20 protein-coding genes and 1 other RNA gene are annotated in these 22,683 nt (G+C 41.1%); 14 read left to right on the top strand and 7 right to left on the bottom strand.

Annotation, left to right across the window (positions count from 1 at the left end; translation table 11 throughout):
* Positions 1–26 precede the first annotated feature (26 nt).
* Positions 27–1,106 carry an MraY family glycosyltransferase gene (locus tag AB0756_RS17330; protein WP_038085519.1) on the bottom strand — a complete coding sequence of 360 codons (1,080 nt, stop codon included), beginning with the start codon at positions 1,104–1,106 and terminating at the stop codon, positions 27–29.
* Between the two features lie 319 nt (positions 1,107–1,425).
* Here AB0756_RS17330 and groL point away from each other — a divergent pair, with 319 nt between their 5' ends.
* A complete protein-coding gene (gene groL, locus AB0756_RS17325; protein WP_038085521.1) occupies positions 1,426–3,090 on the top strand; it encodes a chaperonin GroEL in 1,665 nt (554 codons plus the stop codon).
* A gap of 194 nt (positions 3,091–3,284) precedes the next feature.
* On the opposite strand, the gene AB0756_RS17320 is transcribed toward groL, so the two are convergent.
* Entirely contained in the window at positions 3,285–3,959 is a 675-nt protein-coding gene (locus tag AB0756_RS17320) for a hypothetical protein (protein ID WP_038085524.1), read from the bottom strand.
* A gap of 726 nt (positions 3,960–4,685) precedes the next feature.
* On the opposite strand from AB0756_RS17320, the gene AB0756_RS17315 reads away from it, so the two are divergent.
* Positions 4,686–6,539, top strand: a complete 1,854-nt coding sequence (locus AB0756_RS17315) for an alpha-amylase family glycosyl hydrolase (protein ID WP_038085529.1) — start codon at positions 4,686–4,688, stop codon at positions 6,537–6,539.
* Positions 6,540–6,558: 19 nt separating this feature from the next.
* Here AB0756_RS17315 and AB0756_RS17310 read toward each other — a convergent pair whose 3' ends face one another.
* Together AB0756_RS17310 and AB0756_RS17305 are read right to left on the bottom strand one after the other, a co-directional pair.
* Positions 6,559–7,197, bottom strand: coding sequence for a response regulator (locus tag AB0756_RS17310; protein WP_038085532.1), 639 nt, complete (start codon positions 7,195–7,197; stop codon positions 6,559–6,561).
* A 72-nt stretch (positions 7,198–7,269) separates the two neighbouring features.
* Positions 7,270–8,460: a sensor histidine kinase gene (locus AB0756_RS17305; RefSeq protein ID WP_038085536.1), complete on the bottom strand. Its 1,191-nt coding sequence runs from the start codon at positions 8,458–8,460 to the stop codon at positions 7,270–7,272.
* 397 nt (positions 8,461–8,857) lie between these two features.
* Between AB0756_RS17305 and corA the strand changes: the two genes are divergently transcribed.
* From corA to AB0756_RS17280, 5 genes are all read left to right on the top strand, one after another.
* Positions 8,858–10,075, top strand: coding sequence for a magnesium/cobalt transporter CorA (gene corA, locus AB0756_RS17300; RefSeq protein WP_167844712.1), 1,218 nt, complete (start codon positions 8,858–8,860; stop codon positions 10,073–10,075).
* Positions 10,076–10,111: 36 nt separating this feature from the next.
* On the top strand, positions 10,112–10,834 hold the full coding sequence (locus tag AB0756_RS17295) for a hypothetical protein (RefSeq protein WP_038085538.1): 723 nt from the start codon (positions 10,112–10,114) through the stop codon (positions 10,832–10,834).
* Between the two features lie 119 nt (positions 10,835–10,953).
* Positions 10,954–11,401: RNase P RNA component class A (gene rnpB, locus AB0756_RS17290), an RNA gene on the top strand.
* A 48-nt stretch (positions 11,402–11,449) separates the two neighbouring features.
* Positions 11,450–12,169 (top strand): ribonuclease III, encoded by a 720-nt coding sequence (rnc, locus tag AB0756_RS17285; protein ID WP_038085540.1) that lies wholly within the window; start codon positions 11,450–11,452, stop codon positions 12,167–12,169.
* 170 nt (positions 12,170–12,339) lie between these two features.
* The gene (locus AB0756_RS17280; protein WP_202048633.1) at positions 12,340–13,338 is read left to right on the top strand and encodes a Gfo/Idh/MocA family oxidoreductase; all 999 of its coding nucleotides are present in this window, start codon (positions 12,340–12,342) and stop codon (positions 13,336–13,338) included.
* 61 nt (positions 13,339–13,399) lie between these two features.
* On the opposite strand, the gene AB0756_RS17275 is transcribed toward AB0756_RS17280, so the two are convergent.
* Positions 13,400–15,430 (bottom strand): HAMP domain-containing sensor histidine kinase, encoded by a 2,031-nt coding sequence (locus AB0756_RS17275; RefSeq protein ID WP_038085542.1) that lies wholly within the window; start codon positions 15,428–15,430, stop codon positions 13,400–13,402.
* Positions 15,431–15,715: 285 nt separating this feature from the next.
* On the opposite strand from AB0756_RS17275, the gene AB0756_RS17270 reads away from it, so the two are divergent.
* The 4 genes from AB0756_RS17270 (at position 15,716) to AB0756_RS17255 (ending at position 18,806) form a co-directional block, all read left to right on the top strand.
* Complete coding sequence (locus tag AB0756_RS17270; RefSeq protein ID WP_072040762.1) at positions 15,716–16,405, top strand: RibD family protein; 690 nt, start codon at positions 15,716–15,718, stop codon at positions 16,403–16,405.
* Between the two features lie 114 nt (positions 16,406–16,519).
* On the top strand, positions 16,520–17,113 hold the full coding sequence (locus AB0756_RS17265; protein WP_038085547.1) for an acyl carrier protein phosphodiesterase: 594 nt from the start codon (positions 16,520–16,522) through the stop codon (positions 17,111–17,113).
* Between the two features lie 14 nt (positions 17,114–17,127).
* The gene (locus AB0756_RS17260; RefSeq protein ID WP_038085549.1) at positions 17,128–18,312 is read left to right on the top strand and encodes a GNAT family N-acetyltransferase; all 1,185 of its coding nucleotides are present in this window, start codon (positions 17,128–17,130) and stop codon (positions 18,310–18,312) included.
* 110 nt (positions 18,313–18,422) lie between these two features.
* Positions 18,423–18,806, top strand: coding sequence for a DUF4346 domain-containing protein (locus AB0756_RS17255; protein ID WP_038085551.1), 384 nt, complete (start codon positions 18,423–18,425; stop codon positions 18,804–18,806).
* A 45-nt stretch (positions 18,807–18,851) separates the two neighbouring features.
* Here the strand turns inward: AB0756_RS17255 and psb32 are convergent, their stop codons facing one another.
* The gene (gene psb32 / locus AB0756_RS17250; RefSeq protein ID WP_038085553.1) at positions 18,852–19,586 is read right to left on the bottom strand and encodes a photosystem II repair protein Psb32; all 735 of its coding nucleotides are present in this window, start codon (positions 19,584–19,586) and stop codon (positions 18,852–18,854) included.
* A gap of 65 nt (positions 19,587–19,651) precedes the next feature.
* The gene (locus AB0756_RS17245) at positions 19,652–20,149 is read right to left on the bottom strand and encodes an NADAR family protein (RefSeq protein ID WP_038085555.1); all 498 of its coding nucleotides are present in this window, start codon (positions 20,147–20,149) and stop codon (positions 19,652–19,654) included.
* A 161-nt stretch (positions 20,150–20,310) separates the two neighbouring features.
* Between AB0756_RS17245 and AB0756_RS17240 the strand changes: the two genes are divergently transcribed.
* The 3 genes from AB0756_RS17240 to AB0756_RS17230 all read left to right on the top strand — a co-directional run bounded on the left by AB0756_RS17240 (position 20,311) and on the right by AB0756_RS17230 (position 22,628).
* Positions 20,311–20,787 carry a DUF2243 domain-containing protein gene (locus tag AB0756_RS17240; RefSeq protein ID WP_038085558.1) on the top strand — a complete coding sequence of 159 codons (477 nt, stop codon included), beginning with the start codon at positions 20,311–20,313 and terminating at the stop codon, positions 20,785–20,787.
* Between the two features lie 74 nt (positions 20,788–20,861).
* On the top strand, positions 20,862–21,470 hold the full coding sequence (locus AB0756_RS17235; protein ID WP_038085560.1) for a DUF4129 domain-containing protein: 609 nt from the start codon (positions 20,862–20,864) through the stop codon (positions 21,468–21,470).
* A 69-nt stretch (positions 21,471–21,539) separates the two neighbouring features.
* A complete protein-coding gene (locus AB0756_RS17230) occupies positions 21,540–22,628 on the top strand; it encodes a DUF4350 domain-containing protein (RefSeq protein ID WP_038085562.1) in 1,089 nt (362 codons plus the stop codon).
* Positions 22,629–22,683: the final 55 nt, after the last annotated feature.

Raw genomic sequence — 22,683 nt, 5'->3', positions numbered from 1 at the left:
ATAATTCATACTTCATAATTCATACTTCAAGCCGTTCGTATTCTTTGCAAAACCACGAAGCCCAAGAGAGAGACTATGCCAACGGTAGTGGCAAGCATCTGTAGTAAACTCATATTTTGCAATCTCATCGCCAACAAATTGCAAATCAAAGCAATTGTCCAAAGAGTAAGCGCTGCATGACGTTGAGATAGACCCCATGCAAGCAAGCGGTGATGTAGGTGGTCTTTACCAGGAGTGCTAAGAGGATTTTTACCTGCCATCAAGCGTCTGATAAACACTTGAGTCGTGTCTAGCACTGGTAGGAGTAGAAATAAAACTGGAGCTACTAAAGAGACAGCTGTGGGGGCTTGTAAGTTCCCTAAAATACCAGTAGCTGCTAGTACGTAACCGAAAAAGTATGCTCCAGCATCACCCATAATAATTCGTGAGGGGTGGAAATTATGACGTAAAAAACCTAGTGCTGCACCTCCGAGTGCTGCCAAAACTAATGTTGCTGCAGCACGGTTGGGAACTTGGGCGGAAACAGCGAGTAGACTCATGGCAGAGATAAAACTGACTCCTCCTGCCAAACCATCCATGCCGTCCATCAAGTTAATGGCATTGGTGATTCCTACCACCCACAGTACTGTTAGTAATATCGATAGTATATAGTCAAATGGAGTGCCAAAGGAAACATTCATGGTGATCCGATTGGCAACCAATAACAGAGCTGTCAGTATTTGAATTAATAAGCGAAAAAGAGGAGGTAAACCGAACTGGTCGTCGATAAAACCCACAAGTACTAAGATCGAACCACCTAGTAAAATAGTGAGTACCTGAGCCAGCACTCTTTCAAGTTCAATAGGTCGTAAGAGACTCGCGAGTACCACCGCAGCAATCACGCCCGCATAAATAGCCAAACCCCCTGCATTGGGTAGAGGTTCGCGGTTAAGTCGTCGTGCATTTGGTTGGTCAGCCCATCCAACTTTCAAGGCAAACTTACGAACTGAGGGAATCATGCGCCAAGTGACTGCATAAGCTAAGAGAAATGTAAAAACTACTGCCAACCAGCCGGAACCACTGGGGTCAGCAATACCTAGGTAACGAAGGGCGTTGTATATATTCATGTTTTGCCATTGAGTTTGCCTGCTTGTCTTTAAGCTTCAGTTTTACCTTGTCCTCGTTGTCAATTGCTACTTTCTTATATCATTGGGGATTGGGGCTTGAGGATGGGAAATTTTGGATGCGTGGATGCGTGGATTGGGGTTGGTTGTCTCCCTTGTCCTCCTTGTCTCCCTTGTCCCCTTGTCCCAATCCCCAATCTCCACCCAAGCACCTACATATTAATCAATTTTTTCCCAACAATCCGCAGTCTTTGCCGGAAAAATTAGCACTCTTGTCTTCTGAGTGCTAAATTGTAAAACAGGACGTGCTAGAGAACTAAACATGGCGAAAATTGTTTCATTCAATGAGGACTCTCGGCGGGCGTTAGAACGAGGAATCAACGCTCTAGCTGATGCCGTGAAAATTACTTTGGGACCAAAGGGTCGTAACGTTCTGTTAGAGAAAAAATTCGGTGCGCCTCAAATTGTTAATGATGGTATCACCGTTGCTAAAGAAATTGAACTGGAAGACCCCCTGGAAAACACGGGTGCAAGACTTGTCCAGGAAGCAGCATCAAAAACAAAAGATGTTGCTGGAGATGGGACTACCACTGCAACTGTATTGGCGCAGGCGATAGTCAAGGAAGGTTTGAAGAACGTTGCTGCGGGTAGTAATCCTATTGCCCTAAAGCGGGGAATCGACAAAACTGTCGATATTTTGGTACAAGAAATTGCCGCCGTGGCAAAACCAGTGGAAGGGGCTGCGATCGCACAAGTGGCTTCAGTTTCGGCTGGTAACGACGATGAAGTCGGTAGCATGCTAGCTGAGGCGATGGAAAAAGTCACCAAAGATGGTGTAATCACTGTAGAAGAATCTAAGTCTCTGACAACTGAACTAGAAGTTGTTGAAGGGATGCAGATAGACAGAGGTTACATATCTCCCTACTTCATCACTAACAACGAGCGGATGACAGTAGAATTTGAAAATGCCCGCATCCTCATTACTGATAAAAAAATCAGCACAATTCAGGATTTAGTTCCTGTTTTGGAAAAAGTGGCTCGTTTGGGTCAACCTTTGTTGGTGATTGCTGAAGATGTAGAAGGGGAAGCTTTAGCAACTTTGGTGGTCAACAAAGCACGAGGAGTGCTGACTGTTTGCGCTATCAAAGCTCCTGGGTTTGGCGATCGCCGTAAAGCCATGTTACAAGATATTGCCATTCTCACCAACGGACAGTTGATTTCCGAAGAAATCGGTTTAAGCTTAGACGCTGCTTCTTTGGAAATGCTGGGAACTGCTCGTAGAATCACAATTGATAAAGAAAACACAACTATCGTTGCTGCGGGTGACAACACCAAAGCAGACGTACAAAAGAGAATTGGTCAAATTCGCAAACAACTCGAAGACACCGATTCAGAATACGATAAAGAAAAATTGCAAGAGCGCATCGCCAAACTTGCTGGTGGTGTTGCGGTTATTAAAGTAGGTGCAGCAACAGAAACCGAACTCAAAGACCGCAAACTCAGAATTGAAGACGCTCTTAACGCTACCAAAGCGGCTGTAGAAGAAGGTATAGTTCCCGGTGGTGGAACAACCCTCATTCACCTGTCCAAGAAAGTAGCAGAGTTTAAAGAAAGCCTCAGTGGCGAAGAAAAGATTGCGGCTGATATTGTAGCGCGATCGCTCGAAGCACCCCTGCGCCAAATTGCAGACAACGCAGGCGTTGAAGGCTCCGTTGTTGTTGAAAGAGTGCGGGAAACCGATTTCAATATTGGCTACAACGCTGCTACTGGTGAATTTGAAGACTTAATTGCTGCGGGAATTATTGACCCTGCAAAAGTAGTACGTTCAGCGTTGCAAAATGCTGCGTCTATTGCAGGAATGGTCTTAACTACCGAAGCACTCGTTGTTGAAAAACCCGAGAAGAAACCACCAGCTGGTGCGCCTGACATGGGCGGTATGGGTGGTATGGGTGGTATGGGTGGCATGGGTGGCATGGGCATGATGTAATCCTTTTCACACCATACTACAGGGTGGGCAATGCCCACCTTTTTTTATGTGCTTTATCTCCACAACCGCTTTTACACTCGGCATTGCTGTTTGTAACTACAACCTGCATCACACTCAGTTGTCCCAAACAACTCAAGTACTTTTAGCTGCTTGTGACGTTGTACGTACTTCCATAATGCAAGGGCAAATATTCTTCAGTATCGTTCTTGTAACATAGCTTTGGCAGAAGCACGAACAATGCGGTTAACATCTTGGGCTAGTAGTTCTAACCAATCTTTAGGAGTGTTGATATTTTTGGTCACAGCATACCGTTCTAACCAATGAAACGAAAGTGCTTTTTCCTCTAAAATTTCTTGAGGAATTTTTGGGTGTAATAATGCTATCACAGACCATGGAAAATCATGATTTTTGGTATATTTTGTCAGTACAATAGGTAACCCCTCAGGTTTTAATTGTAAATACTTTATTTTATTATCTTGAAGTAAGACCTGCTCCAAAACGCTCTTTGGTAAGTTAGGATTTTCAATAACTGCTTCACGCACAGAATAGTTTTCATCTTGTGCTAGTTGTTCCAAAATATGAACGGGTGTTTTAGGGTGTAACGCAATTTTTATACGAATCAATGTGGCTGAAGGCATTTGCTCTATTAGATTCAAATTTTCCAGCAACAGTAGGAGAAGGACAGGATTGCTTAACACTTGTTCTGGAAATTGTATCCCCAGTTCTAACAAGACTTCTATTGGCGTATTAGGATTGGTAGCAACTCTCTCACGGATATCTCGGTCTTCACTCAACCCCAACTTCCGCAGTAAATTGGGATCGGTACTTGGATTTCTGGCATCTATTCTTGCTATTTCTATACTATTCATAGAAGGATATATAATTGCTTGGGAGGCGTGGATTCATCTGCTGCTTGTTGCTTCAGAAGTGAGGCCATAGTTTGTAGAAAGTTATTTCGCTTTTGAGATCTCGGATTTTGACTTGCTTGAACTTAACTTACCCAATTTTTTAGCCTAATATATCTTTTCCTTTCAAAAACTTCCTACTAAAGATAGATTTTTTAAATCGGAATTGCGATAAACTTCCTGTAGAAATTTAATTTTTTCTTTATAGATAATTTTGGAAGACTGACATAGTTTGCAAACATATCTTTGTTTGGAACAACTCTAAAGTTTCCCTTGTATGTTGCACTTTTTAGGGCTTATCCAAGCCCTTATTGTTAAAAGGTTTGGAGAGATCTATACGTCTATAAGCCTAGAAAATAGGCTGAGTTTGTGTAAGCCCCGTTTTTGTTGAAATTGGTTTTACCATAAAAGAAATTTCCTATAATTTTCCAGAATATCTAGAAGTGAATAAGTTGGTTTGGCTGACATATATTAATAAATGAGTTGGCAAAAATCCCGAGTGTAACGAAATACACAATAAAAAACTTTCGTTTGTAGTTGCGCTGTCTGTGCCTACGGCATGCCTAGCGGCGAGCGTATGCATCGCCACTACGAAATAGCAATGCTTACTTATGTGCCAGAGTCATTGATTTTCTTGAAAAGATTAGCCCTGTATATACATCAGCAAATTATTTATAAGGACGCGATTCTATGGTTTCCACCACGCAACCAACTTCAAATTTCACAGAGACTCCTGTAAGCAGCAAACAACCAGGAATGGGTAGTACTGTTTACGATCGCGGTACGGCTTTTAGAGTGTGGGCACCATTTGCCAATAAAGTTCATGTTGCCCTATACGAACGAGAAAATCAGGATAACACTCAGCCGCAAAAACTTATAGAACTAGCTTCTGAAAATAATGGTTATTGGTCAGGTGATGCGGAAGGTATTAAACAAGGACAGCTCTATAGATATCGCATCGTTAATCGAGATTCAGAACAAGTCCTTTGGAAAATAGATCCTTATGCTAAAGATGTAACGAGTTCAGTTGGTAAAGGAATTGTCAGTCGTTCGGATTTTGAGTGGACTGATGATAATTTTCAAATGCCTGATTTCAACTCGCTGATTATCTATGAGTTGCACTTGGGTACGTTTAACGACACGCCTCATGGAGAACCAGGAGATTTAACAAAGGCGATTGAGAGATTGCCTTATTTGCGGGATCTGGGAATTAACTGCATTAACTTGATGCCCACGAGTGAATTTGCAGCCAATTTTTCCTGGGGATATAATACCGCTTTTCCATTTGCTCTGGAATCTGCCTACGGTCACTTAGATGACTTTAAAAATTTTGTAAATACAGCTCACAATTATGGTGTTGGCATCATTCTTGACTGCGTGTACAACCATTTTGGCCCCAGCGATTTACAAGATGGTTTGTGGCGCTTCGATGGTTGGAGTTTAGATAACTGGGGTGGTGTCTATTTCTACAACGATGGACGTGCCATAACGCCTTGGGGAAATACCAAACCAGATTATGGCAGACCGGAAGTGCGTCAGTTCCTCCGGGATAATGCCATGTTTTGGTTGGGAGAATGTCACTGTGATGGGTTGAGGATAGATAGCACCTGTAACATATGGGGATTTGATAATGGGAAAGGGTGGAATAATGATGGCTTTAATCTGTTGCGTTGGATTAGCGATGAGATAAACTACTTTTTCAAATATCCCAGACACAAGATTTTGATAGCTGAAGACTGGCATAACGACGGGTGGTTAACTAAGCCAACTCCTGAAGGGGGCGCAGGAATGAGTGCTGAATGGCACTGGTTTATTCACAAAGTCCGACACGAATTGGAAAATCCCTTAGATGAGTATCGGAACATGAATGAGATTGCCAGTGCGCTTTACGGTCGTTTCAATGGCGATGCTTTTAAGCGAGTGGTTTATACAGAATCTCATGATGAAACGGCAAATGGAAAAACTCGAGTTAACAGGCAAATAGACCCCAATAACCCCGAATCATGGGTTGCTAAAAAGCGGTCAACGTTGGGGGCTGCCATTGTTCTCACCGCACCTGGAATTCCCATGATTTGGCAAGGTCAAGAGTTTCTCGAAGTGGATCATTTTCGCGATGACGATCCTTTAGACTGGAATAGACTGCAGCGCTTTGCTGGTATTCACGACCTCTACCAACGCCTTTGTCTATTGCGGCGCAATTGGGATAACAATACTCGCGGTTTGAGAGGACAGCATATAAACTGCCATGTAGTTGATAACTTGAATAAGGTAACTGCTTACCATCGTTGGGATCGAGGTGGTGCTGGTGATGACGTTATTGTCATTTTAAATTTCTCCAACCGCTATTGGGATTCTTACCGAGTGGGTTTACCTCGCTTGGGTACTTGGTGGTGTCGCTTCTCAAGCGATTGGAATGGGTATAGTGGCGATTTCAGTAATTTTGGCGGACACGCTGTGAGTGGCGAGTTTTCTCCCAAAGATGGAATGGCATACAGCGCTGGTTTTGCGATCGCTCCTTACAGTGCTCTCATTTATTCTCAATGAGATATTTCATGCACTTGGTTTAAATTATTAAATTTTCCTTTGCCCACAAAGCAGCTTGCGTGCGATCTCTCAAACCCAAACGTCCCAGAATTTGAGTTACGTAATTCTTCACCGTTCCTTCTGTAAGAAATAGCGTTTTGGCAATTTCCTTGTTGCTTTTGCCTTGAGCAATTAAAGTCAAAACTTCTAATTCGCGATCGCTTAAACGATACTGTACTGTATTTTGCTTGTTAGCTGTTGGGGGGCGTAACTGGGCAAAGACTTTTGAAGCAATTGTAGGACCTAGTTGACAATGTCCTTGATGAAGTGTACGAATTGCTGCAGCCAGCTGGGCTGAGGGGGTACTTTTTAGAAGATAACCGAGTGCGCCTGCTTGTAGCGATTCCCAAATATATTCATCTTCATCAAACGTTGTCAGCACGAGAATTCTTATCCAAGGAAAACGCTGGTGAATTTCGCGAGTCGCAACCACACCATCACAGATGGGCATTCTTACGTCCATAAGAATAACATCTGGTTGTAAACTTTCACTAAGAGCAATAGCCTCATTTCCGTGACTCGCTTGTCCAATAATTTTCAAATCCTCTTCTAAAGACAGTAAAGACGCTAATCCTTGGCGAAAAAGTGGTTGATCGTCTACAAGCAACACTCGAATCATCTTGGAAAAGGGATAAACGATGGATGAAAAATTATCCTTTAATATTTATACTCGATAGTTTATTCTTCATCTTTAGATTGGAATCACTACCTGAATCTGAGTTCCGGAATTGAGAGCGCTGTTGATTTTAATTTCTCCGCCCAAAATGTGAACTCGCTCTCTCATTCCTCTCAGCCCAAACCCAGAGTGTGGTGCGCTGACTTCAAATCCCTGTCCGTTATCCGTCAGTTCTATAATAATCCCACTTGATGTTTGATAACCTTTGAGACTGACAAAACTTGCTGAGGCGTGTTTTTGAATGTTAGTAAAACCTTCTTGAACTATACAGTAGAGTTGATGGCTGATTTGAACGGGTATTTGTGGAAGTTTTACATCTAGATGAATAACAAATGATTGATTTCTGCCGACATTTTCTACTAAAGTACTCAATGATTCATTCAAATTAAAGTTAGACTGTCTCATTGTTTGTACTGACCGTCTCACTTCGCTTAAACACTGATTTGCTAATTGTTTTGCAATATCCAAAGATTTTGCAGATTGAATGGGATCGCGTTGATAAAGTTTTTGAGCTAGTTCTAACTGCACATCCAAAGTTGTCAGAGAATGCCCTAAAGAATCATGAATTTCACGAGCAATGCGTGTTCTTTCCAAAGTAGCAGCTAAGGTTTCTACTTGTTTGGTTAAAATTTCTGCTTTTTGCCTGCTTTTTTGCTCTGCAATAACTACAAAGGAAAATAACAGCACAAAAGTACTTGCTGCTAAATATCCACCTGTATCATTGATAATTTCTTTAGTAATGCTGAATTTAGTATCATATAATTCAGATATTTGTTGAGCCAGGTGGGAACGTTTAAACTTGAGTTTTTGGGGTAAACTCCAAACTAAGAGGGAGTTCCAAATAATTCCTGAGAGGATTACAATTATAACAATAAATTTACGTTCTATTAAGAAGCAACTTTTTGCAATTATAAGATAGAGTAAAATTTCAAAATTGACATCGACCGATCTGGGAAGCATGACCGATAATATCTCTAAAAAAATATAAATTTTCTTTTGCCACATGGGACGATTGAGTGGAAAGAAAAAACTTAAAACAGTCAGTGCAGTCAGACAAGCAAATGAGGTAAATGTTGGTATTGGCAGTGATAAATAACTATTTTCTCGCCGATTTACTATTATAAGAACTAGATATACACCTAAAAGAGTCCATTCTATATACTGTAGAGTGCGACGAATAGATGAAGTGTTTGTAATGGAATTCATTCTTGTTCCTTGTATTTGGGGCTATTACTATACTCGCGGTTGCGGGATGAGCACAGCTCGCTGTGTTTACTTGGAGCAAGACGGACAAAAGATTGTTTCAGGTGTTCTTGGTAATGTCCTATCCCAACAATAACTGGTAATACTTGTTGGGTTTTGCCGTTTTTTCCTCCCCTACAAGGTGCTTGTCTCTCGCGACAATTTTCGAGAGCCCTTGCAGTATTAGGAGAGGGGTTTGGGTACATATTTCTCGGAAATTACTGAATGAAACGCCAATGTAAGTTTTTTTAATATTTGCAAAGATTTATAAAGCAAGTTGTCCGCTCGCAACAAGCTGTTTTTTCATACTAGTGACGAGTTAAAAATATTCATGCCAAAGAAAGTGGGTCGATCTTCTAAAATGGCAAAAAAAGTTCATCAATCTCCTAAAATGGCAGGTAAAGTTCGCCAACGGCCTACAACGGCAAGAAAGAATCGCCCTTCCTCTCAAGAGGTCAGTCCATCTCCCATAGAGAGATACTATCACCAACCGGGAACTATACCCGGATTTCTCTATATTCCTCATGGTTCTCCACCGCCAAAAATATCTTTAATTGACTATAAAGCTATTGATATTGTTCGTAAGGAAACAGTAACTCCAGAAGAGTGTGCTGTTTATTTAGATACAGAATCTGTTTCCTGGGTGGAGGTACAAGGTCTTGGAGATGAAGATGTTTTGCGGCGATTGGGTAAGGTTTTTGGTTTGCATCCTCTGGTGTTAGAAGATATAGTCAATGTGGTAGAGCGTCCAAAAATAGAGGAATATGAAGCTCAACTAGTCATTATTTGCCGAATGGTTGTGCCAAAAACCACAGAAGAAGGCTTTCACAGCGAGCAAGTCAGTCTGGTGTTGGGGGAAAATTACCTACTTTCGGTACAAGAAGAACCAGAATATGATTGCTTGGATGGGGTGAGAACAAGAATTTGCCAAAATAAAGGTATTATCCGCAAGCGTAGGGCAGATTATCTAGCCTATACTGTCCTAGATGCAATCGTAGACGGTTTTTTTCCGGTTTTAGAACGTTTTGGCGATCGCATTGAAGAGTTAGAAAACGAAGTCATTGAAAATCCCACTCAACAAACACTGCAAAAAATTTATGAAATCAGGAGAGAATTATTGCAACTACGCCGTTATATATGGCCGCAACGGGATGCCATCAATTCACTGATTAGGGATGGCAATGAATTAATTCGGGACGAAGTGCGAATGTATCTACGAGACTGTTACGATCACACGATACAAGTCATTGATACGATCGAGACTTACCGGGAACTGACATCTGGGTTAATGGATGTTTATCTTTCGGCTGTCAGTAACAGGATGAATGAGGTAATGAAATTTTTGACGGTTATGTCATCAATTTTTATTCCACTCACCTTTATTGCCGGAATTTATGGTATGAACTTTAATACAGAAAAATCCCCTTACAATATGCCCGAACTTAATTGGCACTGGGGCTACTTTCTTTGTCTGGGTGTTATGGGAGCGATCGCAATTACTATGGTTGTCATTTTCTGGCAGAAAGGCTGGTTCCAGAACTTCTCAAAAGTTAATAGTGATTTTGACAAGCGAGTTTAACATTCAAGCAGAAGTATAGGAGGCTATATAGAAAATATGAGAGATGGTGACTCAAATTTACTGATCTTAACACTTTACGTCATTGGCATTACTTATACTTTCAACCAAATGGTTGACTCTATTGATGACCAAATAAAACTGGAGTTCAACAAAGCAAAGGTAGATGAACAACTAAAAGAACAAGAACTTAAAGACGCAATTGGAGTCTCTTTCTCCCTGAAACCAATGTATTCCATAAAAGATCCAAAAGACTTATCTATTAATATTGAAAATAAATCTGAGGATATCATCGTATACGTAGACTGGGACAACTGTACTTTTATGGAATTTGATGGAGTTTCACGGCGTGTAATGCGCGAAACTCCAGTAGACAAACCAGCTATAATTCGTGACTTAGCAGTTCCCCAGGTGACGAGTGCAATTGTTCCAAAAACAACCTTAAAGGAAAAAATCTCATCAGAAAGTGTTTTCGAGCTAGATATGGAAACGAGAATCTATAAAGCACGAGATGAAGCATCAATAGCCAATGTCCTAAAATGGAAATCCAGCCCTATTCGGGCACAGAAAAAAGAATTCCGCAAGTTCATGGACAGAAAACGCAACTTTGAATTTTCCCTGAATTTGGTACTAAGACTGGCTAGTAAATATGTAGGTCTTGCGCCAGGTAGGGATTTCCCTCCCGTATGCGTTGTCAACTGTCCCTTTACAGTCAGAAAGCTTCCTTGGACTTATGCGCTCCCTTGGAATAAGAGAAGGTAAAAAATAAGACAATCTGTCAGAAAACTGGTACTAGAGCAAAAAAATTACGAATTTTATGCTTAATGTCGTCGAACGTTCATACTTTCTCAGTCAACCAAGATTACACTGGTTATAAGGAGAGAGTAGGCGCAGGCGGTTGCAGGTTAGCTTGAAGAAAGCTAGCTTGAGGAAAGTCCGGGCTCCCGAAAGACCAGACTTGCTGGGTAACGCCCAGTGCGAGCGATCGTGAGGATAGTGCCACAGAAAAATACCGCCTTCTGAATGATGAATGATGAATGATGAAAAGTTTTCAGAATTCAGAATTCAGAATTCTGAATTCAGTTGGTAAGGGTGCAAAGGTGCGGTAAGAGCGCACCAGCACGACTGAGAGGTCGTGGCTCGGTAAACCCCGGTTGGGAGCAAGGTAAGGGAACTACGGTTGGTCTTTTACCAGTTCCGTAAAAAAGAGCCGCTAGAGGCGTCTGGTAACAGGCGTCCCAGATAGATAACTGCCCTTAAAATGTAAGAATGTTTGGCAAAATATTTTTACATTAGAGAACAGAACCCGGCTTATGTCCGACTCTCTCCTTATTAATAATTAGTTACTAGTGACCAATGACCAGCGATCAGTGACCAATGAGTCTTGCTTATCCACGCCGTCAAAGGCAGCTTGAAAGTTTAGTACGAAAATTAGGTCTGCCAACAGCAGCACCTATAAAGTGGCAATTGCTGGATTTAGCATTGACTCATCCCACAGTCTCTGAGTCAGCTAACTACGAACAGCTTGAGTTTGTCGGCGATGCTGTTGTCCGTTTGGTCGCAGCAGTTGTCTTGTGGGAAAGTTACCCAGATTGCTCGGTTGGAGATTTTGCAGCAATCCGTTCGGTATTAGTGAGCGATCGCATTCTTGCCCAACTAGCAAGAGAATATGGTTTGGAGCTATACTTGCTAGTCGCAGGAAGTGCTACAGCAGACAAAATTGGTCAAGAATCTCGACTTGCAGACGCTTTTGAAGCAGTTTTAGGAGCATTGTATCTAAGTACTCAAAGTCTTGAACTGATCCGTCCCTGGCTAGACCCTCATTTCAAACAACTGACTACAGAAATCCGTCTCGATCCCGCAAGGCTAAACTACAAAGCTGCTCTACAAGAATGGACGCAAGCTCAGTATAAAGTACTACCAGAATATCGAGTGGTTGAAAAAACTCAACCACAACACATTCAAGAACGTTTTCTTGCAGAAGTATGGCTGCACGGACAAAAGCTTGGAGAAGGGAAAGGGCGTTCAATAAAAGCAGCAGAACAAGCAGCAGCAAAAGTTGCTTTTCTCTCACTGAACACTCAAGAACAATCTTGATTGGTTAGTGGTTTGTGGTGAAGACGAGCAAGATTAAGTATAAAAAGTTTAGCAAAAAATATATTGACACTTGACTCTTGAGAGCTGAGCATTGATTCAATAACTCATAATCGCTAACCACATACGGACGCAGTATCTTGCGCCCCTACTAACTACTATCTATCAATGAAATGATTAAAATTGCTGTCGTCGGTATTGGACGTTGGGGAGTACATCTGTTGCGGAATTTTCTCGAACATCCGCAAGCTGAAGTCAAAGCAGTCGTAGATCCAAGCTCTGAAAGGTTGGCAGAGATAAAACAGCAGTACCACTTAGATGACACGGTACTACTTACGACTGAGTGGCAAGCACTACAGCAAATGGAAGATTTAGAAGCAGTGGCGATCGCTACACCTGCAAGTACTCATTACTCCCTGATTTCTGATGCTTTGCGTTGGGGTTACCACGTTTTAGCAGAAAAACCTCTCACTCTTAACCCTAATGAATGCCAAGAACTTTGCCAACTCGCAGAGCAGCAAAAACGACAGTTGATGGTTGACCACACCTACTTATTTCATCCAGCTGTTGAAAGAGGAAAAGCTGTCGTTCAAGCAGGTCAATTGGGTGACTTACGTTACGGATATGCTGCCCGTACACATTTAGGGCCAGTTCGTCAAGATGTTGATACATTGTGGGATTTAGCCATTCACGATATTGCTATCTTTAATACATGGCTGAATCAAGTACCGATAAAAGTTGAGGCTAAGGGTAAAGTTTGGTTGCAACCAGGGCTATCAGATTTAGTGTGGGTGACGCTGACATACCCAAATGACTTTCAAGTTTATATCCACTTATGCTGGCTAAATTCTGACAAACAACGACGGCTGGGAATTGCAGGCAGTCGTGGCAGTCTCATTTTTGATGAAATGTCCCCTACATCAGGGCTAACCTTGCTACATGGAGAATTTGAACAACGAGAAAACAAATTTATTCCTACCAATCAAAAACAAGAAGTCTTAGAAATAGAAAAAGCAGAACCCTTAAAGGCTGTGTGCAATAGCTTTATTCATTGTATTCTCAATAATCTTCCCTCAGAAACTTCATCTGGTTGGGTTGGTACGGAATTAGTACAAATTCTTTCTGCTTTAACAGAATCTCTCAACCAAGATGGGAAATGTGTTTCTGTATAAGGAATAAAATTTGGTAAACCTTTCATATATTACAGACCATTAATAACTAACGACTAACGCATTAGGATTTTATATTTTGCATTCTCAATTTAGAATTTTTAATTTCTTTATTTAAATTGGAGGGTAAGAAGCTCCCTTTAGGAGTTGTATCTCCTACTTGCGTTGTTGTTACTTGTTTATTTTGTGAAGATATATTCTTATTGTTTGAACCTTCTTGGTCTTCAGAGCCGCTTAATAAAGAAACATCAATTAAAGGCAAAGTTATTGTCACTGTTGTTCCCGAATTATTACCCTGACTTTCAAGGGTAATAGTACCTCCCATAAGTTCCATTAAGTTGCGCGATATTGCCAGACCCAATCCCGTACCTCCAAATTTACGAGCATTGGCATCATCTACCATAACAAAGGGACGAAAAAGTTTTGACTGTTGTGTGGGATCGATCCCTATACCTGTATCTTTAACTTTTATAATAACCTCAGCTTTGTCATCACGATTTTGAATATCTGTAGAAATTGTAATGCTTCCTTCTTCGGTGAACTTGGTAGCATTGCCAATAACATTAATAAGTACTTGTTTTAGCTTTGGTGAATCAGCATTAACGGGTAGAATTTCTTCTAACTGTGGGATATTTAATTGCAGACCTTTTTTTTGCACGCTAACAGATTGTATGTTGATAACATCTTTTAAAATTTGTGTTAAATCTACAGGTTTCAGAACAACTGATAGCTTGCCTGCTTCTATTTTAGAAATATCAAGAATATCGTTAATAATGCCTAACAAGTGAATTGCTGTATCATCAGCACGCTTGAGAAATTCTAGTTCTTCTTCTCTGTCATCACACATACCTTCTCTTACTATACGAACGCAATTGATAATGATGTTAAGTGGATTTCTTAATTCATGGGATGTTGCTGCTAGGAATTGCGTTTTTACCTGATTGGCATCTTTGGCTTCTTTCCATGCTAATTCCAACTCTTTTGCCCAAATTTTAAGGCGACTCAACATTTGATGCAGGGCTTGGGCTAATTGGTTAAATTCACGAATTTGGAAATTATCAGGTACTGGTTGTGTAGATTCGTTGAGGTGAAGATTTAAAGCATAGTCTCTTAGTTTTTCTACAGGTTGTGCTAAATAACGAGCTACATACAATGAAGCTAATACACTTGCTCCAACCAAACCAAATGTTAAAACGACAAGAATAATTTTTATGTCTTGAAGCCCGTAAAGAGCATCATCCAAACTAGTGACTGATATGATAACCCATTTTTTATTTTGTCCTTCTGTAACGACGGGGCTTGGGATTGCTGTATATCCTGCTAGTAACTCTTCCCCTTCATTTTCAAAAAACAAATGTAGGAAATCTTGCTTTCCTACCAAAGCGTTTTTAACAATGCTTTTCAATCTTGCAGCATCGGCATGTTGTTCTATATTCGTTCCAACTCGGGATGCTATTGGATGTGCTAGGATAGTCCCATCATCAGAAATAATGACAGTAGAACCGGTTAACAATCCCAGTTTATTATTAATTTTTTGTTGCATTATGACTGATTTAAATCTCAAGACATAACGCATATTTTCTTCACTATCATACACGGGTGCAGATAGCATGAGTTGCAGATTATTTCGTATATCTTTTTGACCCGTTGTTCCGACTTTTGGTGGTAATATAGTTTCGACGTTAAAGCCTTCACTGGCAAAAGGAAATTTTACCTCTCCAAACGATTTAAGACCACAAGTACTAGCTAAGATATCATTACTTTGGGGATCGATTAATTGAATGCAATCAATTTGTTTGGGTAGTTGTTTTGCAATTTTGGTTAGAAATTTCTGCACTTCTATAGGTAAACCCGCTCGCACAGTCGTTGTTTGACTTGCGTTGATTAAATTGATTTTTAAAGCAGCACTCGCTTCTATAAGCTTCTCGCCCTTAATAATGGCACTTTCTGTTAAATTTTGCCGCGCTGTTTCCAGCAGACTAGAGCGGGCCTTTTTATAAGCTACAATCTCCCCTATCAATAAAACTGGAACTGACAGTAGCAAAATCTTTGATACTAAAATTCTCCGAAAAGATGATTGACGGGGTTTAGCCATCGGCGTCTCTCTTGATTATGTGCCAATCACAGCAGCAACTCAAAAAAGTTGCTATTGTTCTTGAGTTACAAAATTTCCTATTTTACGATCCTATTTAAAATATAAAAAAGTTCAATAGGAAAAAGAAATGAAGTATACAAACTCTCATAAAAATGCTTGTTCGTGCAACTATCGTTTACGCGCAAATCATCATGATGAAATTTGAGAATAGAAAGTTTCCGGCATTGTATTGTTAAAAGTAACAGGTTTCTTTGAAAACATAAAAACAATCAATCCAATTAAACTGTGCAAGACCGTCCACATACCATAGTAATCTTAGCAATGAGCGCAGATGGCAAAATATCAGATGTCACGCGATCGCCTGCTCGCTTTGGTTCAAAAACTGATAAAGCCCACCTCGAAGAACAAATTGCTTTGGCTGATGCTGTCATATTTGGTGCTGGTACTCTCCGCGCCTACGGTACAACAATCACCGTATCACACCCACAACTGCTGCAACAACGAGCTCGTGCGGAAAAGCCGCCCCAGCCGATACAAATAGTAATTACAGCTTCTGGGCACCTAAATCCGGAAATGCGCTTTTTTAGGCAAAAAATTAGCCGTTGGTTACTAACCACATCAGCAGGATCGCTTTTTTGGAAAGAACGTTCGGATTTTGAGCAAATACTAGTTTTTGAAAAAACAACAGGAGAAATCGACATGGAAGCTGGTTTAAAACATTTGAACAATTTAGGCATAAAACGTTTGGCTGTTTTGGGTGGTGGCGAGTTAGTCTCCTCGATGCTAGATACAGATTTAATCGATGAATTTTGGCTCACTATCTGTCCGTTGATTTTAGGTGGTACAACCGCACCTACACCAGTGGAAGGAAAGGGGTTTTTCCCCGAGCTAGCGCCGAGCTTGCAATTATTAGAAGTTCGCACCATCGAACAAGAGGTTTTTCTGCACTATTTTTTCAAGAGGTCAAAAGAATAGTGTTAAAATTTAATACAATTACTTTTTTAGGTATTTTAACCTCTACCAAAATTTCGGCGTCGTTTTTCCTCTATAGAAAGACAGCGTTATCACTTCCAAACCTACAAGCTTTTTATGAACTGGCTAGCCCACTTGTTTTTGTCAGAAAAGAACGTTGAAAGTCGCTTGGGAAACCTCCTTGCTGATTTAGTTAAAGGTTCAGCTCGCCAGAATTTGAGCTTAGGTATCCGGCGAGGTATAGAATGCCATAATTTTATTGATAAATTTACCGATTGTCACTCCATCGTTCAATGCAGCAAAAGCAGAATTTGTCAAGAATATAAACGATTTGCTGGAATACTGGTAGATGTCTTTTACGATTACTTTCTTGCCAAAAACTGGTTTGTGTACTCAAACATACCGCTTGATGAGTTTACAACTCAAATATATGAGTCATTTCAGGCTTACCCAGGGCAACTACCCATACCCGTAAGAGAGATTTTAAATCGGATGGCTGTTGAGGACTGGTTGGGGTCTTATCGCAATTTAGCTGGTGTAGAAAAGACCATTGGGAGGATATCTTACAGACTGTCAACGCGGTTGTCTAAGCCCTTCACTTTAAACCTAGCTGTCAGCGAATTGATCGCACACGAGCGGGATCTGGACAATGATTTTCAAGAATTTTTCCCAGAATTACTCGCTCACACCCAAAATTGGCATCTTGCTTAGTATTTACTGTAAAAATGTTGGAACAAATAAAGCCTCGTTATTCAGTTGCTTGGAACAACAAAATTGCTGAAGTACCCAAAGATGCATGGGATGCTCTGGCTTTACCACTCAAAACCCCGTTTTTAGAGTGGGAGTGGCTGAATAATCTTGAAACCTCCCAAAGTGCTACTGCTAATACTGGCTGGTTGCCAAATCACTTAACTGTATGGCGTGACAAAATACTTATAGCAGCTGCGCCTTTGTACATTAAAGGGCACAGCTATGGCGAATTTGTCTTCGATCATCAGTGGGCTGACTTAGCACAACGTATTGGTGTAGAATATTACCCAAAAATGCTGGGAATGTCGCCCTTTACACCTGCTGAAGGTTATCGATTTTTAATTGCGCCAGGAGAAGATGAGCATGACATTACAGCAATGATGGTACGTGAAATTGACGGCTTCTGTACCAAACACCGTATTTCTGGCTGTCATTTTCTCTATGTCGATCCGCAATGGCGTCCCATCCTCGAAAGTCAAGGTTTTACCCCTTGGCTGCATCACAGCTACATTTGGCAAAATTCTGGGTTTAATACTTTTGACGATTACTTGTCAGTTTTCAATGCCAATCAACGTCGCAATATTAAGCGCGAACGTAAAGCGGTGGAAAAAGCTGGTTTGAAATTGCAGCCTTTGTTTGGTGATGAAATTCCAAAATCCTTATTTCCCCTCATGTACCAGTTCTACGCAGATACTTGTGATAAATTTGGTTGGTGGGGTAGCAAGTACTTGACAAAGCGGTTTTTTGAACAACTGCACACTCATTACCGCCATCGGGTTGTGTTTTTTGCCGCCTACAACGAACAAGATAACCGTCAGCCAATAGGAATGTCTTTTTGCTTGGTTAAAGATGACCAAATGTATGGACGCTATTGGGGTTCTTTTCAAGAAATTGACTGTTTGCATTTTGATGCTTGCTACTACGCGCCAATAGAATGGGCGATCGCAAACGGCGTTCAATTATTTGACCCCGGTGCAGGTGGACGGCATAAAAAACGTCGGGGTTTTCCAGCTACCGTCAATCATAGCTTACACCGCTTTTACAATAATCGTTTGTCACAGATTCTGCGTCCCTATATCAATCAAGTTAACGAACTCGAACAGCAGGAGATTGAGGGAATTAATGCGGAGTTGCCATTTAGTCAAAAGGATGAAAAATGAAGGATAAAGGAGAACGACACCTGCTAAAAGTACAACATAATATCTAAACTTAAGAAGGGGTTAAGTAAAGGTAAAAACTCCCATTTTTGAACGTTAATTTTAAGGTGAATATGGATTTGACTGTTTCAAATTTAGCGTTAATTGATGAAAAGCTTTCTCAACGTCATATTGACCTTGACCCCGGTGGATATTTTATTATTTACGTGAATCGGGAAGAAGGTTTAATTTGTGCCAAGCATTATACAAATGTGATTGACGATCGCGGCTTAGCGGTCGATCCTGAAACAGGACAAGTGATTCCCGCACGGGGAAAAGTAGAACGGACCCACAGTATAGTATTCAGTGGCAGAACAGCAAAAGAACTCTGCGTTAGAATCTTTGAGGAAACTCAACCCTGTCCGGTCACTCAGCTAGACCATGCTGCTTACTTAGGTCGGGAATTCATCCGCGCTGAGATTGCTTTGGTGACAGGGCAAGACTATGTTCAGGATTAAACAGTTAGTGGTTAGTGGTTACCACTAACCACTAACCACTAACCACTAACCATTAGATGATGGCTGATTGATCTGGTAAATGTAGTATGTTGCCATTGGAATAATGGTTGCAGCAATGAGAAGCCCTATCACCCAAGCAGTTGCATTACCTTGATCGGTATCTTCTGCTTTTGTGAAGGTGCCTTCCACCTGTACTTTCTCAGCTATTTGGGGTGGTCCCGGATCGGGTTCCCCCGATAAGACGGCAACTATGCGATCGCTTGCATCTAAAAACGCCTGATTGTACTTGTTGCCGTCGCGTAATGGTGCTGTTAGGGTTTCAGAAGCTACACTTTTAGCAATGTCATCTGACAACAAAGATTTTACTTTGTCACCAGTCACAATTGAGACACCGTTGGTTAAGGTATCAATCATCAAGAGAGTTTGATTTGCCGATTGCTCTTTTGTGGGAAACCATCTTTGAAAGAGTTGTTTTGTAAAGCTTTCCGGTGTTTCACCATAGTCAAGACGGCGAACTGTAACAAATCTCACTTCATTTCCAGTTTTATTTGCCAAGTTTTCAAAAGCAGTGCTAATTTTGCCTTCGTTAGAACGGCTAAGAACTTCACCGCGATCGATAACCCAAGTACTACCTGGTGTGATATCCGGTATTTGATCTACACCTGTAGCCAGAGCAGGTACAGCAAACATGGAAGAAGCAAGAATTACCATCACAAGCGACAGAATGAGTAATTTGATATTTTTTGTCAAATTACTGACTGGATTGAGGATCTGTTTCATGAGATTTGCCAAAACATGGAATAATTGCACCAAGATTAATATATACCTACGGTACAATCTCTGGTTCAATTAGAAACTTGAAATCTCAGAGATTCAGAAACCCTTGAGGACAAGGATGGTAAAGTACGAAGCTCTTCACGCACGCTCATCAGAATTTTGCCAAGGTAATTTTGACCTGTATTTTTGGCTCCACATCCCCAAAAATAATCGGTGGGAGAATTTTCTACAATCGATTGGTCACCCGTGGTCAAAAGAATTTCTCTAATATCAGCATGAGTTAAAAACTTTTTGAGAACCGCTTCTCTCATAACTTGAGTTTTGACTGCCTCCCAGTCAGGACGAACCTGGCGAGTACAATCGCGACCTAACGCCGCCGCTTGTTCTGGCGTTTCGGCAACATAGATAAGAGGTATCACTACCGCATCTGGTGTTCCGACAAACTTTTGAGCTTGATAATAGTGCTCAACTGTAGACCAGCAAACACCATCGATTCGGATGGAGTGAAACGAAAAATTAGAAAAACAGCCGTAAGGCTGCCAAACCTTGTAAAAATAAATGGTCATATGAAAATTGCTTTTTTATGCCTCTATTTTCTTCCCTAACTGTAGATACTAGCAAGAACTGAGTAAATTTCAATTCTTCCGCAGTAAGTGTCTTTGGGTAGAGGATTGAGCTGGGAAGACAGATTTATCCTGAGGAGACAGTAAATGATGTGAGGTGGAGGATGGAAGACAAAAGCGGAAAAAGAGATCGTCGCACACCATTGCTTGTTGCTGGAATTTTTCTAGGTATAGGTCTAAGTGGGTTCTTTGATGGCATAGTCCTGCATCAAATTCTCCAATGGCATCATATGTTAAGCAGCATTCGACCTCCAACCACAGTCTCTAACATAGATATAAACACGCTTTGGGATGGCTTGTTCCATGCTTTTGACTGGATAATGACTGCGATCGGAGTTATTTTGCTCTGGAGGGCGGGACGACACAATGATGTTCCTTGGTCATCAAACCTTTACTTTGGCTCTATCTTCATTGGCGCTGGATTGTTCAACTTGGTTGAAGGTGTCATTGACCATCATATTCTCGGCATTCACCACGTGAAACCCGGACCCCACGAGTTAATTTGGGATTTAGGATTTTTGGCATCCGGTGCGCTGCTTGTCGCTCTTGGGTGGGTCATGATACAAAGGACAGAAAGTTAGTCACTAGTTGTTAGTTGTTGGCTGTTAGTAGGGGCGCAATACCTAACGCCCGTACACCCTCCCCATATTTTTCTATGTCCTTAGATTCTTTTGAAAAAACAAGTTGGAATTGGCAGATCTCTCAATTGCAACAACAAGTTGGAGAATGGATAGAATATCAGTTTTCTGGTTTCCAATTTAAACCAGATCTGCCTAGTGGATGGCAAATAAGCCCTTGGCTGTTTGACGTACTCAATTTTATATTTTGGCTGTTACTCAGTTTCTTCTTACTATGGGTTAGTTGGCGGTTGTGGCAAGAACTCAACCCCTATCTTTATTCTTGGTTAGCAAGAATCAGTCATTCAAGTCGTTCTAGTAGTAAAGGCAAAGAAAGCGAACAATCGGTAGCGATATGGTTGGCGCGAGCGCAAGAGTTTTACCGTCAGGGAGATTTTAGAGAAGCCTGTCGTTGTTTGTACTTTGCTATGTTACAACATTTACACGATCGCGGCGTTCTTCCCCACAAGCCCAGTCGTACAGACGGAGAGTATTTACAATTGCTACAAATGTCTGTCACCCCCGTACAACCATATGAAACTTTAATTACCACTCACGAGCAATTATGTTTTAGCAATGCGGATATCAGCTCTGAGAATTACGAGCATTGCCAACAAGCTTGTGAAGAGCTAATTGCTAATAGCTAATTGCTAATTGTCCTCTTAGCATTAGCCATTAGCCATTAGCCATTAACCATTAGCTATTAGCCAATATATATGAAACGCTCAAACCGTCTTGTTTGGATTGGGGCATTGGTATTATGTGTACTTGTATTACTAACTGTTATATCAGCGCCAACTACCAGTAAACATCATAGTGGTTCCACTTACAGCCTCTATCCCGAAGGATATGGGGCTTGGTATGCTTATATGGAAAGTCGGGGAACTCGCATTCAACGCTGGCAAAAACCTTTTGAGGATCTCAAGCTCGAGAAACGCCCAATCACTTTTGTCCAAATAAACGGTTACCAAAGACAACTTTCTTCATACGATTATGAGCGAGAATGGGTAGAAAAGGGGAATCGCTTAATCATTGTGGGAGTGAGCGAACCCGTAACAGCTGCAAAGTTCACCACAATGCAAGAATCTCCTGCAGGTCAAGTCAAGATTGATACACGGCGGCGGCACCCGCTTCGGAAAGGAGAAAAAGTGAGTTTGGGCGATCGCTTTGGTGCAATTGTGTGGGAAGAAAAATACGGTAAAGGAACAGCGATTTTTGTGATTCCTTCCTACTTAGGTGCTAATGCTTACCAAGAGAATCAAGCGAATTTTCAATATTTAGCAGATTTAGTCACTCAGAAAGATAATTTATTATTTGTAGACGAGTATATTCACGGTTATAAAGAACCCAGTGTTAGGAAACAAGAAGGCAAAGGGGATATATGGAGTTATTTAGCACAAACTCCCCTAATGCCAGCTTTTGTCCAAGGAGGTGTACTGCTAGTAGTACTGATTTGGGGACAAAACCGACGCTTTGGCAAACCAGTCTCCTTAGAGACGCCTGTTGTTGATAACAGCGAAGCTTATATTCAAGCGTTAGCAGGAGTTTTACAAAAAGCTGAATCGAGGGACTTTGTAGTGGAGATGGTTGGTAAAGAAGAACAACTGCAACTCCAAAAATCTTTGGGTTTGGGACAGCAGTTACTCGATCGTCCAAGTTTAGTCAATACTTGGGTACAACAGACAGGGGTTGCTGCTACAGAATTAGATGAAGTGTTAAACTTACAATCGCAAAAACGTCGATTGAGTGAAAAAGAACTGATAAGTTGGCTGGAAAAATGGAGAATAATAAGGCAGAAGATATAGCAATTCTAAATCATTTGTAAAAATTATCAACACTGTAGGGTGGGCAATATCCACC

It is taken from the genome of Tolypothrix campylonemoides VB511288_2 (assembly GCF_045999855.1).
GTDB lineage: Bacteria > Cyanobacteriota > Cyanobacteriia > Cyanobacteriales > Nostocaceae > Scytonema > Scytonema bouteillei_A.
Note: the sequence above shows the minus strand (reverse complement) of the source record. Positions and strands in the feature narration are given on the sequence as shown.

Bases quoted from the DNA above. Each gene is read 5' to 3' on its own strand.
- AB0756_RS17240 (WP_038085558.1), top strand. From the start codon at position 20,311: ATGGAAGACAAAAGCGGAAAAAGAGATCGTCGCACACCATTGCTTGTT.
- AB0756_RS17310 (WP_038085532.1), bottom strand. From the start codon at position 7,197: ATGATTCGAGTGTTGCTTGTAGACGATCAACCACTTTTTCGCCAAGGA.
- AB0756_RS17330 (WP_038085519.1), bottom strand. From the start codon at position 1,106: ATGAATATATACAACGCCCTTCGTTACCTAGGTATTGCTGACCCCAGT.
- groL (WP_038085521.1), top strand. From the start codon at position 1,426: ATGGCGAAAATTGTTTCATTCAATGAGGACTCTCGGCGGGCGTTAGAA.
- AB0756_RS17235 (WP_038085560.1), top strand. From the start codon at position 20,862: ATGTCCTTAGATTCTTTTGAAAAAACAAGTTGGAATTGGCAGATCTCT.
- corA (WP_167844712.1), top strand. From the start codon at position 8,858: ATGGCAAAAAAAGTTCATCAATCTCCTAAAATGGCAGGTAAAGTTCGC.
- psb32 (WP_038085553.1), bottom strand. From the start codon at position 19,586: ATGAAACAGATCCTCAATCCAGTCAGTAATTTGACAAAAAATATCAAA.
- AB0756_RS17320 (WP_038085524.1), bottom strand. From the start codon at position 3,959: ATGAATAGTATAGAAATAGCAAGAATAGATGCCAGAAATCCAAGTACC.
- AB0756_RS17230 (WP_038085562.1), top strand. From the start codon at position 21,540: ATGAAACGCTCAAACCGTCTTGTTTGGATTGGGGCATTGGTATTATGT.
- AB0756_RS17315 (WP_038085529.1), top strand. From the start codon at position 4,686: ATGGTTTCCACCACGCAACCAACTTCAAATTTCACAGAGACTCCTGTA.
- AB0756_RS17295 (WP_038085538.1), top strand. From the start codon at position 10,112: ATGAGAGATGGTGACTCAAATTTACTGATCTTAACACTTTACGTCATT.
- AB0756_RS17280 (WP_202048633.1), top strand. From the start codon at position 12,340: ATGATTAAAATTGCTGTCGTCGGTATTGGACGTTGGGGAGTACATCTG.
- AB0756_RS17255 (WP_038085551.1), top strand. From the start codon at position 18,423: ATGGATTTGACTGTTTCAAATTTAGCGTTAATTGATGAAAAGCTTTCT.
- AB0756_RS17245 (WP_038085555.1), bottom strand. From the start codon at position 20,149: ATGACCATTTATTTTTACAAGGTTTGGCAGCCTTACGGCTGTTTTTCT.
- AB0756_RS17260 (WP_038085549.1), top strand. From the start codon at position 17,128: ATGTTGGAACAAATAAAGCCTCGTTATTCAGTTGCTTGGAACAACAAA.
- AB0756_RS17305 (WP_038085536.1), bottom strand. From the start codon at position 8,460: ATGAATTCCATTACAAACACTTCATCTATTCGTCGCACTCTACAGTAT.
- AB0756_RS17275 (WP_038085542.1), bottom strand. From the start codon at position 15,430: ATGGCTAAACCCCGTCAATCATCTTTTCGGAGAATTTTAGTATCAAAG.
- rnc (WP_038085540.1), top strand. From the start codon at position 11,450: ATGAGTCTTGCTTATCCACGCCGTCAAAGGCAGCTTGAAAGTTTAGTA.
- AB0756_RS17265 (WP_038085547.1), top strand. From the start codon at position 16,520: ATGAACTGGCTAGCCCACTTGTTTTTGTCAGAAAAGAACGTTGAAAGT.